Below are 11,449 nucleotides of genomic sequence, written 5' to 3' on the forward strand. Positions count from 1 at the left end.
CGGGAACGAGGCGACGAGACGCAAAGCCGGCGGTAGTGGCCGGCCGGTGGTTCCCCTGCATAACGTTCACAATGGTGACGGCGGCCGGGATGAGGACGGGGGACAGGATCATCAGGAAGATGATGAATGGCAGCAACATGGCTTTACCTACATTTCTCCGCAAAGGGCTCGGTTGTGATGTGTTGTCGCATTTGCTAATTCGGGATTAGCTGGTGGTCCAGAACGCTGCGTTGCGTTCGTGATGAAAAGGTATCGGCACTAGGTCGGTGCGGCGACGTCCTCAACCAACCAACTTCCGGCGGATCGTTGTCTTCCGGCGACAAAGCCGCGTCTAAGGCCTGGAATGGCCCTATCGGTCGTGGCGGCGGCTGGTCAGGGCAGGCGCTGCTCGACCTCGAAGGCCAGACAGAGTTCGGACATATCCTTGGGCCGTGAAAGTGACCGGCCGGTCAACTCCTCGATACGGCGAAGACGGTGCCGCACGGTGTTGGGATGACAGAAGATCTTCGTCGCAGTGTCGTTGGCGGAGCCGCCCTCCTGCAACCACGCTTGGAACGTGTCGAGCAGGATCGTGCGTTCCGCGGGCGGCAGTTCGTCTAGTCGCCATAGCACCGACGACCTGATTTTCGCCATGACGTCTGGGGCGCTGACCGCCGCGATGGCGAGAGGGGTGTCGTCGAACACCGTGACCAGCGAGTCCGCCGACGGCCTCCCGGTCACCGCCAGCCGGGCGAATCGCAGCGCGTCGCTGGTTTCGGCCAAGTCATGAAACGGCGGGCTGACGCCGACCCGGACGGTCGCCGCCTGGCGGAGCACTGAAATCAAAGTGCTGACTGTCTCGCGTATCCGCACGTGGACGATGCCGACGTGTAAGTCCGGCAGCAGCCGCCACGCCGACCGGATATCGCGGGTGGCGAGCTTATTTTCGATCGCGGGCAAGCCCAATTTCCCAATGGTCGGCAACTCGGCTGCGACGACGACATACGGTCCGGTGGTGGGCAGCCGGAGCAGGTCGGCCGCCTCCCAGAGGCTCTGGGTGTCGGTGATCCGCCGACACAGCAGCGCTTCGACCAACGCCGACCGTTCTTCCTCCTGCTCCAGGATCTGCGCGGTCAGCTGCTGCCGATAGGCGCTGGCCATCGCCTGAGTGAAGGTGTCCTGCGCAAGGAAGACGCGTGCGGTGGCGTCCTGCACCGATTCGGTGGGTATGCTCGCCGCCCGCGCGGCGTCGAGGGTCTCCTCCCACATGAAGCGGAACCCGATCCGGTAGGCCGTCATCACTGCCGGTAACGGCAAACCGACAAGCGCGCGGGCGGTTCCGGTGTGCTCGGCAGGCGAGACATCGACGTCCGCGTGCCCCGAAAGTGCGTGGAAGACGAACGTCAGGTTTGCCTCACAACTTGCCCGTAGTTCGTCTTTCGTGACGACGGTGCCGTCGCCGTACGCGTCGATCTCGCTGAACAGCCGATCGGCCAGCGTCTGGCCCAGTTCCGGGGCACGGGCCAGCATGAGCTTGCTGAGCTCAACGACATGCGGATCAGGTTCGGCCCCGCGCCGGACGCCGCCGGCGTGCGATACCGCGCTCATACCCCGAAACCTTATGCCCGGGCACCGGCGGATGTGAGTGCTCACCCAAAGCGGTCTGTGGGGCAACAACTGTTTCCCACGCTCAGCCTCACCCGTACGGTCGTTGCGATCAGGCACAGGCGGCAGCCTCAGATCATGTCACGGCGTACATAGACTTCCAGCACGCTTTGCCGCGGTCGTGTTGCGAATGCCTGGTCGTCGACGTCAGCCGATGCGTGCAGCCGAGACGTTGTATACGCCCGCGATCCGTAGCGCGAATTCGCCGTAAAGATAGGCGAGCTGGTTGGCGCATGGGGTCGAATGGCTCATGTAGGGGCGCTCTTGCGGGAGATGATGTAGAAGTAGCCGTCCTCGTCGACCAGGCCGATGTCGCCAGTCGAAAACCAGCCGTCGACAACGGCGCCCGTAGCGACGTCCGGCAGGTTCCAGTAGCCCTTCATCACGTTGCGGCCGCGGACTTGAATCTCGCCGGGTGTCCCGGTCGGTACCTCGGTGGCGTGTTCATTGACCACCCGCATCTGCACGCCGTCGATGGGTGTGCCGATCGAACCGACCTTTCGTATCGCGTTGGGATGGTTGGAGCACGCCACCCCCGACGTTTCCGGTAGCCCGTAGCTTTCGAGGACCACGCACTGGAATTCGTCTTCGAATTTACGTAGCACCTCTACCTGCATCGCAGCGCCCACGGAGATGCACACCCGTAGCGAACCAGAGTCCAGGTTGTGGCCGGCCACGGCCCCGAGTATCGCTGTGTACGTGGCGGGTGAACCCTCGAAGACTGTAACCCGTTCGGCCGCAACCATTTCCAACGCTCTGTTGGCATCAAAACTGGGAAGTAGCGCCAGTGTCGCGCCGGACGAGATCGCCGGCCCCAGACCGTATGCCATCCCGAACGCGTGGAACAACGGGAAGCAACTCAGCACTACGTCGTCAGGCCCAATGTTGAGCAGGCTGCGCGCAATGACGGCTTGGCTGCTTACCAAGTTGCCGTGGGTGAGTTGGGCCCCCCTGGGCACCCCCATCGTGCGTGACGTGTTCAGGATCACCGCGTTGTCGTTGTTCGCGCGGGTCACCGGCCAGGCGCGCCCGAGAAAGTCATCGGTCAGCTGCTCCAGCGTGTGCTTGCCGAGACCGATTGGGAGAACTCCGGCGGTCCGTGCCCCCGCGGTGGCGGCAGGCCAACACGACAGCGCGAAAACCAATAGGCGTGCACCGGCATTGGTTAAGGCGGACGCGACTTCGCGGGCGGTTCGCAGCGGATCCATCGGCACCACAACGGCTCCGGCGTGCAGCACCCCGTAGAAAACCATCGCGAACTCGGGACGGTTGGCCAGCATGACCCCCACCCGGTCACCCGGGCGAAGACCTCGGTGGCCGAGGTAGGCGGCGAACCGTGCGGCGTTGTCGGCCAGCTCCGAAAACGTCGTTGTGGCCCCGTCACAGCGCAGCGCGGGGCCATCGGGGTACATGTCTGCCGACTCGACGAGATACAGGCTCAAATTCGTCATGAAAACATCCCGGGCGGACTACCTCGCATGATTTGACCATGGGGCTGCCGTGGCCACCTGTCGATGGAAGCAGCGACAACGAGCAGCACCAGGTGGTGTTGCATTCAACAACGCCTCCGGTGGCGCCGATCTGGGGGTCGATAACCTCGTCAGGCGGCAACCAGACGTCGACGCCTGAGCTTGCCGTCGACGGGGCCATCTTGGCGCACGAACAACTCGTGCGACGAACCGCTGATGGCGCGTCGGGAGCCACCCGAAATCCAAGAATCTAGCGTCGTATTCACTCAGAGGATCCGAGCGCTTGGGCTTATTGGACGAGGTCTGGGTCGCTGCCCAGGATCTGATCGAACAGCGGTTGGGCCTGGAACCATCCGGCCGCGGGAGTCCCAATGAGCTCGCGAGTGGCGAGGGCCACGTCGTGGGGTATGAATTTCGGTGTTCCCGCCGCCATGGCGACCAGCTGTACCTGACATGAGCGTTCCATCGTGATGAACCACCAAATAGTTTCGGCGACGGTGTGGCCGACGGTGAGAAGGCCGTGGTTTTGCAGAACGGCGGCCTTGTTCGGTCCGAGTGCCTTGGCCAGACGGACTCCCTCGTCCATGTCGTTGACGAGCCCGTGATAGTCGTCGTACACAGCGTGGTCTTCGTAGAACGCACACGCGTCCTGGGTAATCGGATCGAGCTTGATTCCCAGAGTGGAGAATGCCCGTCCGTACATCGAATGGGAATGTGCCGCTGCTAGAGCATCGGGACGAGCCTCGTGCACCCGGGAATGGATCACAAACGCTGCACGATTGACGGCACGAGAGCCTTCGATCACATCGCCTTTGTGATCGACCAAGACAAGATCGGACGCTTTGATTTTAGTGAATGCCATCCCGAATGGATTCACCCAGAAATACTCGGGGTGTTCCGGGTCGCGCACCGTGATGTGGCCCGCGACGCCCTCGGAGAAGCCGAACTTGCCGAAGAGCCGGAACCCGGCGGCGAGCTGCTGCTTACGGTAGTTACGCTCGGCGTCGACCGAGTCAAACACAGGCGGTTGCGGGAGTCCGCTTCCAGCGGGGGCCGGGCCAGTGACGGCGGCTAGGTTGGGATCAAGGATGCTTGTCATCAATTCCTCCTTGCGGAAACGGCCGCCATGACTTGAGTTATGCACCATGCGTTTACGTGTGCAGTCTGGCACCGCGCAGGTCGGGCGTCGATGTGCCGACGCACACGAATGCGGGCACTGCAGTGTGGGCTTGCACAATGCATTACCAGCCGGGTCGCCGCTTACGATGAGAATGCACGCCTGTCTACTGGCCAGGGCGTATACCAGCCGCCGCCCTTCGGCGACCAGTCTGCGACCAGCTGTGCGCCGTCACACCGAAGCGGCCAGGTCGTTGTGCCCCCCGACATTGTTGTGCGAGATCGCCGAGAGGACGATTGTGTTCCTCAGGAAAAGCCCAAGAACCAGGCACCCAATTAGATCCCAGAGGTACACATGACCAGCCTGAGCACCAATCTCATCGCATCCAAAGAACGCAACCCCAACCGCGTTGCGCTGCGTTGCGACGACCTGCAGTTCACCTTCGCTGAGTTCGACGCGGCAGCCGCCCGGGTGGCGACGCTGCTTGAGCAAGCCGGAGTCGAGCCGGGTGACCGGGTGGGCGTGATGCTGCCCAATACGCCCGCATTCGCCATCGTGTTTTACGGGATCATCTATCGTGGTGCCGTCGCGGTCCCGATGAACCCGCTGCTCAAGGCGCGAGAGGTGACCTTCTACCTGTCCAACAGCGGCGCCAAAGCGCTGTTCGGGACACCCGCCTTCGCCAACGAGGCCAGCGCCGGTGCCGACGAAGTGGGCGCCCAGTGCTGGATTGTCAACGATGCTGGGCTGGCCAAGCTGACCGCCGACCTGCCCAGGCAGGACTCACCGGTGGAACGCGACGACAACGACGTCGCGGTCATCCTGCACACCTCCGGCACCACCGGCAAGCCCAAGGGCGCCATGCTCACCCACGGCGGCCTGGGCCGCAACGCCGATATCTGCGTCCGCACCCTGGCCGAGACCGGGCCGGACGACGTGGTGATGGGCTGCCTGCCGCTCTTTCACGTCTTCGGCCTGACCTGCGGGCTCAACGGTTCCGTCCTCGCGGGTGCAACGTTGACGCTCATCCCCCGGTTCGACCCGCGCAAGGCTCTCGAGGTGATCGAGCGCGATGCCGTCACCGTGTTCGAGGGCGTGCCGACGATGTATTCGGCGCTGCTCAGCGTGGCAGACGAAGCCAAACCCGAGGCGACGCACAGTCTGCGGATCTGCATCTCCGGCGGCGCAGCGCTGCCCGTACAGGTTCTCTTCGACTTCGAAAAGGCTTTTGGCTGCGTGGTTCTCGAGGGCTACGGGCTTTCGGAGACCTCTCCGGTCGTGTCGTTCAATCATCCGCGCCGGCCGCGCAAGGCGGGCTCGATCGGCACCCCGATCGAAGGGGTGGAGATGCGGGTGGTCGACCTGGACGGAGTTGAGGTCCCCCAGGGGGAGGTAGGCGAGATCCAGATCCGCGGCCACAACGTAATGAAGGGCTACTGGAACCTCCCCGAGGCCACCAAGGCCGCGATCACCGCCGACGGGTGGCTGAATACCGGCGACATCGGACGCGTCGACGAGGACGGCCATTTCTACATCGTCGACCGCGCCAAGGACATGATCATCCGCGGCGGCTACAACGTCTACCCACGCGAGATCGAGGAAGTGCTCCACGAGCATCCGGCGGTGGCCGAAGCCGCCGTCATCGGCATCCCGCACGAGTCCCTCGGCGAGGAAGTGGCCGCCGCAGTCGCGCTCAAGAAGGGCGCTGCGGTCACGCCCGACGAGCTGCGCGAGTACGTCAAGGCCCGGGTGGCTGCTTACAAATATCCGCGCCTGGTTTGGCTGATCGACGAATTGCCCAAGGGTCCCACGGGCAAAGTCCAGAAGCGCGACATCACCGTTCCGGCGAAGGAAAGCACCAGATAACTATGGCAAGACCCGCGAATCCCCCGACCAAAGCAGCCGATGAGCTGGCTGCGCCGCTGGACCTGCTACTTACCAGCGCTACCAAGCCATTCGCCAGCCGGATGATGCCGAACACCACCTGGGCCCGCTTCGCCGGCAACCTCGCTCAGCACCCCGGCGCGGTGGCCGACCGGGTTGGCGCGCTGACACGTGAGCTCGGCAGTATCGCCGCGGGCAAGTCGCACCGCGCCCCGGCACGCGCCGACAAGCGGTTCAGTGACCCTGCGTGGCAGCAGAACCCGCTGCTGCACAGAATCATGCAGGCCTATCTGGCAGGCTCCGAGACGGCCGAGGGGTTGCTCGCGGACGCGCAGTTGGATTGGCGCGACAAGGAGAAGATGCAGTTCGTTATCCACAACTTTGTGGAGGGCCTGGCGCCCAGCAACAACCCGCTGATCAGTCCGCTCGGCTGGAAGGCGTTGATCGACACCGGCGGTCTGAGCGCAATACGGGGGGTGAGGGCCTTTGCCCGAGACATGCTTTCGAAGCCTCGCGTGCCGGCGATGATCGAGCCGGACGCCTTTGCGGTGGGGGAGAACCTGGCTGTCACCAAAGGGGCCGTCGTACTGCAAACCTCGGTGTTCGAATTGATTCAATACGCCCCGCAGACAGCCAAGGTGTGCGCGATTCCATTGCTCATGGTGCCACCGGTGATCAACAAGTTCTACATCATGGATATCGCGCCCGGGCGCAGCATGATCGAGTACTTCGTGCAGCAGGGCCAGCAGGTCTTCGTGATTTCGTGGCGCAATCCGCAAGCCCGCCACCGGGATTGGGGCTTCGACGCCTATGGCGCGGCCATCGTGGAGGCGATGGACGCGGCGGAGAAAATCACCGGGACCGACAGCACCCACCTGTTGGCCACCTGCTCGGGCGGCATTCTCGCGGCGATGACCGCGGCCCACCTCGCCGACATCGGCGAGGGCGATCGGGTCGCGGGCCTCAACCTGGCGGTCACCGTGCTGGATGAGACCCGCGCGGGGTTCGCGGCGGCGGCGATGAGCGATCGCGCAGCGCAGGCCGCGATTCGAGTTTCGGCCAGGAAGGGCTACCTCGACGGGCGTGACATGGCGGAGATGTTCGCCTGGCTGCGGCCCACCGACCTGGTGTGGCGGTACTGGGTGAACAACTATGTGCAGGGACGGGGGCCGGCGCCGTTCGACGTGCTGTTCTGGAACGCCGACACCACCCGGATGGCCGCCGCGCTGCACCGCGACCTGGTGCTGATGGGGCTGCGTAACGCGCTGGTCACCCCCGGCGGGGTCAGCATGCTGGGCAGCCCGGTCGACCTGTGCAAGATCACCTCCGACGCCTACATCGTCGGCGGCGTGGCCGACCACATCTGCCCGTGGCAAGCCACCTATCGCAGCGCGCGCCTGCTCGGCAGTAAGGACAATCGCTTCGTGCTGTCCACCAGCGGTCACATCGCGGCACTGGTGAACCCGCCCGGCAACCCCAAGGCGTCGTTCCGCACCGGCCCAGTCGACGTCGAGGATCCCCAACAGTGGCTGGAATCTGCGCAGAAGTTCGCTGACTCCTGGTGGCCGGACTACATTAGCTGGCTCGCTGAGCGCAGCGGCCCGGAGGTCGACGCTCCGAAAACGCTTGGCGGGGAGGACCTCCCGCCGCTCGGTCCGGCCCCGGGCAGTTACGTGATGGAGAAGTGACGACATGATCGGAGAAGCCATTACCGCACCGCCCGAGCTCGCTGACCAAGTCGCCACTATCCGTGGCGTGTTCGCAAGCGGACGCACACGGGCGGTCGACTGGCGACTGCGCCAACTTCGAGGAATCGAGCGACTTCTCGACGAGAACGAGGATCAGATCGCAACAGCCCTCGCCCAAGATCTCGGCCGCCAACGAGCAGAAGCTTGGCTGGGCGATATCGCGTCCACGAGGGGCGAAGCGGAGTTCGCGCGAAAGCACTTGCGCAGGTGGATGAAGCGAAAAAAACAACGGGTGCCGTTAAGCCAGCTCCCCGGCACGGCTTGGGTGCAGTACGAACCGCTGGGCGTGGTCCTCGTCATCGCACCGTGGAACTATCCGGTCTACCTCTCGCTCGGCCCTCTAGTGGCCGCCGTCGCGGCCGGCAACTGTGCGGTGCTCAAGCCGTCGGAACTGGCCCCCGCTACCTCGGCGCTCCTTGCCCGGCTGATCCCGCAGTACCTCGACCCGGATGCGATCGCCGTCGTCGAGGGCGCTGCCGACACCACACAGCAGCTGCTCTCATTGGGCTTCGACCACGCCCTGTTCACCGGCGGCACCGCGATCGGCAGCAAGATCATGGCCGCGGCGGCCTCGACGCTTACCCCGGTCACCTTGGAGCTCGGCGGCAAGAGCCCCGTCATCGTCACCGCCGACGCCGATCTCGCTGTGACGGCACGGCGGATCGCGTGGGGAAGGCTGCTGAACTCCGGGCAGACTTGTGTCGCACCGGACTACGTACTGGCCGATAAGTCCATCAAGTCAGAACTCGTTCGGCTGATCGTCGATAACGTGGCGGCTTTCCGTGCCGGAAATGACATGGGTATGCGGATCGTCAACGAGCGCCAATTCGACCGGCTCGTCGGCTATCTCGAAGCCACAAAGGGCGAGATCGCCGTCGGCGGCCACAGCGACCGGGATTCACTCACGATCGAGCCGACAGTCATCGTCGACCCTGATCCTGACGAGCCCGCGATGACCGACGAGATCTTCGGCCCGATCCTTCCGGTGATCGAAGTGGATTCGGTGGATCAGGCGATCAGCTTCGCCAACGGGCGGCCGAAGCCGCTCGCCCTGTATGTGTTCTCCGGCTCGAAGGCCACCGGCCGCAGGATCGTCGATTCGGTTCCGGCTGGCGGCGCGGTGCTCAACCACGTGGCGATGCACCTGTTGGTGCCGCAGCTGCCATTCGGTGGCGTGGGGCACAGCGGCATGGGCTCCTACCACGGTGAGTGGGGATTCCAGGCGCTGAGTCACCGCAAGGCGGTCCTCGCTAAGACGACGAAGCCAGATCTGAAGCTCCTCTACCCGCCGTACACCGACAAGGGACTGAAGATCATGCGCAGGATTTTGGGATGACCCCATACAAGTCACAAGCTGCCGACAAGCGTCAATCGACCCGGGAACGGCGACTTCTTCGTGCGCTACCGGTGAGTCAGTTCGGTGAAGAGTGCTACGTCGCCACCGGTGGACAGCGGATCCGGGTGAACGTGCGGTGGGGAACGGGTGTGCCGCTGGTGTTGTGCAATGGCATCGGGGCGAGCCTGGAAGTGCTGGACCCATTGGTGGAGCAGCTGGATCCGGATACCACGGTGGTCCGATTCGATGTTCCGGGAGCGGGTGGCTCACCCACATCCCTTGCACCGTACGGATTCCCGTATCTTGCCTGGGTGCTGGGCCGGGTGCTGTCCGAGCTGGGAATCGGCGTAGTCGATGTGCTGGGGCTGTCCTGGGGTGGGGCGCTTGCGCAGCAGTTCGCCTTTCAGAACCCGCGCCGGTGTCGCCGCCTGGTTCTGGTGGCGACGGGTACCGGTGCGCTGATGGTGCCTGCTCATCCGCGTGTGCTGGCGAAAATGGCTACCCCCCGTAGGTTTTCGGATCCGGACTACGCCGCATCCATTGCCGGTGAACTATACGGCGGTACTGTCCGCGCTCACGGGGAGGATGTGGCGCGATTGTTTCTTCACCAGTTGCACGCCGGATCGAAGATGGGCTACCTACACCAGCTTCTCGCGGGTTCGGTGTGGACCAGTCTGTTCGCGCTGCCCGCCGTGCGGCAGCAGACGTTGATCGTGGCGGGTACCGATGATCCGATCATCCCATTGATCAACGCGCGCATCATGAACGCCCTGCTGCCGCATTCGCGACTGCACCAACACAGCGGTGGCCACATCGATCTCGTGCACAACGCGGCCGAACTCGCACCCGTCGTCGAGACGTTCCTGCACGAACTTGGCGAGCGGCCGTGAGCGACACCAACATCGATACCTCGGACGTCTGCCTACACACACCCGGGAACAACCATGACAACGACGCCAAAACCGCTCAGCTCGTTTGAGACGCGAGGCGCCAAGGACGCCGATCCAGCCACCGCCTGGCTCGTCGAGGACATCGGCCTTGCCCGGGAGACCGACTACTTCCTGATGAAGGATCAGCTGACCGACCGGGAAAAGGAGATCTTTGCCGAGGTCCGGGTGTTCGGCGAGGCCGAGATCCTGCCGATCGTCAATGAGTATTGGGAACGCGGCGAGTTCCCGTTCGACCTGATACCGAAACTTGCCGCGCTGAACATTGTCGGCGACTACAACCTGGGCGACCACGGGTGCACATCGATGAGCGCGGTCGCCGCCGGCCTCGTCACCTACGAGCTGTCCCGCATCGACGGGAGCATAGCCACGTTCTTCGCCGTACACCTCGGGTTGGCGATGCAATCGATCAACATCCTGGGCTCCGAGGAACAGCGGCAACGCTACCTGCCGGCGATGGCGCGCATGGAAAAGATCGGCGCGTTCGCCCTGACCGAGCCCGAGCACGGTTCGGACGCCGTCATCCTTGAGGCCACCGCGGAGCGGCAAGGCGATGAATGGGTGCTCAACGGCCGAAAGCGCTGGCCGGGCAACGCCGTGTGGTGCGACTACATCGTCGTATACGCCCGCGACACCGCGGACAACCAAGTCAAGGCGTTCGTCGTGGAGAAGGACAACCCTGGATACGCGGCGACCAAGATCGGCGGCAAGATGTCGCTGCGGATGGTACAGAACGCAGACATCACCCTCACCGACTGCCGCGTGTCCGAAGACGCCCGACTGCAGAACTGCAACAGCTTCAAAGATGTGGGCAAGGTGCTCGCGGGCACTCGCAATTCCGTCGCGTGGGGGTCGGCCGGACACGCAGTCGCGGCCTACGACATCGCCCTGAACTACGCCCTGCGGCGAAAGCAGTTCGGCAGGCCAATCGCCAGGACCCAGGTCATCCAGTCGATGCTCGTGGAGATGCTCGGCGATCTCACCTCGATGCAGCTGTACGCCATCCGAATGGCCCGGCTCATCGATGAGGGCAAGGTCGAAGAAACGATGGCCGCGCTCGCAAAGTACTACTGCACAGTCAAGGGCCGAAACGTGTGTCGATTGGCCCGCGACGTATTGGGCGGCAACGGTGTCTTGCTTGACTTCCATGTCATGCGCCACCTGTGCGACATGGAAGCCCTGGTCACCTACGAAGGAACTGCTGAAATCCAGTCCCTGATCGTCGGGCGGCACATCACCGGGCAGAGCGCGTTCGCCTGACCAGGCAATCTCAGGCCGGCGACGGCATACACCCGGTGTAGGCC

General features: G+C 64.0%; 8 protein-coding genes. 5 read left to right on the forward strand and 3 right to left on the reverse strand.

Going from position 1 to position 11,449, the window contains the following annotated elements; translation table 11 throughout:
- Positions 1-372: 372 nt before the first annotated feature.
- From ACLQI9_RS29885 to ACLQI9_RS29895, 3 genes are all read right to left on the reverse strand, one after another.
- Positions 373-1,587 (reverse strand): PucR family transcriptional regulator, encoded by a 1,215-nt coding sequence (locus ACLQI9_RS29885; protein WP_442378647.1) that lies wholly within the window; start codon positions 1,585-1,587, stop codon positions 373-375.
- 305 nt (positions 1,588-1,892) lie between these two features.
- Positions 1,893-3,095 (reverse strand): AMP-binding protein, encoded by a 1,203-nt coding sequence (locus ACLQI9_RS29890; RefSeq protein WP_442378648.1) that lies wholly within the window; start codon positions 3,093-3,095, stop codon positions 1,893-1,895.
- A 307-nt stretch (positions 3,096-3,402) separates the two neighbouring features.
- Positions 3,403-4,212 carry a class II aldolase/adducin family protein gene (locus ACLQI9_RS29895; protein ID WP_442378649.1) on the reverse strand — a complete coding sequence of 270 codons (810 nt, stop codon included), beginning with the start codon at positions 4,210-4,212 and terminating at the stop codon, positions 3,403-3,405.
- 372 nt (positions 4,213-4,584) lie between these two features.
- Between ACLQI9_RS29895 and ACLQI9_RS29900 the strand changes: the two genes are divergently transcribed.
- The 5 genes from ACLQI9_RS29900 to ACLQI9_RS29920 are packed head-to-tail and all read left to right on the forward strand — an operon-like array spanning position 4,585 to position 11,405.
- The gene (locus tag ACLQI9_RS29900; protein WP_442378650.1) at positions 4,585-6,096 is read left to right on the forward strand and encodes a long-chain-fatty-acid--CoA ligase; all 1,512 of its coding nucleotides are present in this window, start codon (positions 4,585-4,587) and stop codon (positions 6,094-6,096) included.
- A 2-nt stretch (positions 6,097-6,098) separates the two neighbouring features.
- The gene (locus ACLQI9_RS29905) at positions 6,099-7,802 is read left to right on the forward strand and encodes a PHA/PHB synthase family protein (protein ID WP_442378651.1); all 1,704 of its coding nucleotides are present in this window, start codon (positions 6,099-6,101) and stop codon (positions 7,800-7,802) included.
- A 4-nt stretch (positions 7,803-7,806) separates the two neighbouring features.
- Positions 7,807-9,198 carry an aldehyde dehydrogenase family protein gene (locus tag ACLQI9_RS29910; RefSeq protein WP_442378652.1) on the forward strand — a complete coding sequence of 464 codons (1,392 nt, stop codon included), beginning with the start codon at positions 7,807-7,809 and terminating at the stop codon, positions 9,196-9,198.
- A complete protein-coding gene (phaZ, locus tag ACLQI9_RS29915; protein ID WP_442378653.1) occupies positions 9,195-10,088 on the forward strand; it encodes a poly(3-hydroxyalkanoate) depolymerase in 894 nt (297 codons plus the stop codon). The genes ACLQI9_RS29910 and phaZ overlap by 4 nt, the downstream gene beginning before the upstream one ends.
- 54 nt (positions 10,089-10,142) lie before the next feature.
- The gene (locus ACLQI9_RS29920; protein ID WP_442392647.1) at positions 10,143-11,405 is read left to right on the forward strand and encodes an acyl-CoA dehydrogenase family protein; all 1,263 of its coding nucleotides are present in this window, start codon (positions 10,143-10,145) and stop codon (positions 11,403-11,405) included.
- Positions 11,406-11,449 lie beyond the last annotated feature (44 nt).

Source organism: Mycobacterium sp., from assembly GCF_052143115.1.
GTDB lineage: Bacteria > Actinomycetota > Actinomycetes > Mycobacteriales > Mycobacteriaceae > Mycobacterium.

Bases quoted from the DNA above. Each gene is read 5' to 3' on its own strand.
- ACLQI9_RS29910 (WP_442378652.1), top strand. From the start codon at position 7,807: ATGATCGGAGAAGCCATTACCGCACCGCCCGAGCTCGCTGACCAAGTC.
- ACLQI9_RS29920 (WP_442392647.1), top strand. From the start codon at position 10,143: ATGACAACGACGCCAAAACCGCTCAGCTCGTTTGAGACGCGAGGCGCC.
- ACLQI9_RS29905 (WP_442378651.1), top strand. From the start codon at position 6,099: ATGGCAAGACCCGCGAATCCCCCGACCAAAGCAGCCGATGAGCTGGCT.
- ACLQI9_RS29900 (WP_442378650.1), top strand. From the start codon at position 4,585: ATGACCAGCCTGAGCACCAATCTCATCGCATCCAAAGAACGCAACCCC.
- ACLQI9_RS29885 (WP_442378647.1), bottom strand. From the start codon at position 1,587: ATGAGCGCGGTATCGCACGCCGGCGGCGTCCGGCGCGGGGCCGAACCT.
- ACLQI9_RS29895 (WP_442378649.1), bottom strand. From the start codon at position 4,212: ATGACAAGCATCCTTGATCCCAACCTAGCCGCCGTCACTGGCCCGGCC.
- phaZ (WP_442378653.1), top strand. From the start codon at position 9,195: ATGACCCCATACAAGTCACAAGCTGCCGACAAGCGTCAATCGACCCGG.
- ACLQI9_RS29890 (WP_442378648.1), bottom strand. From the start codon at position 3,095: ATGACGAATTTGAGCCTGTATCTCGTCGAGTCGGCAGACATGTACCCC.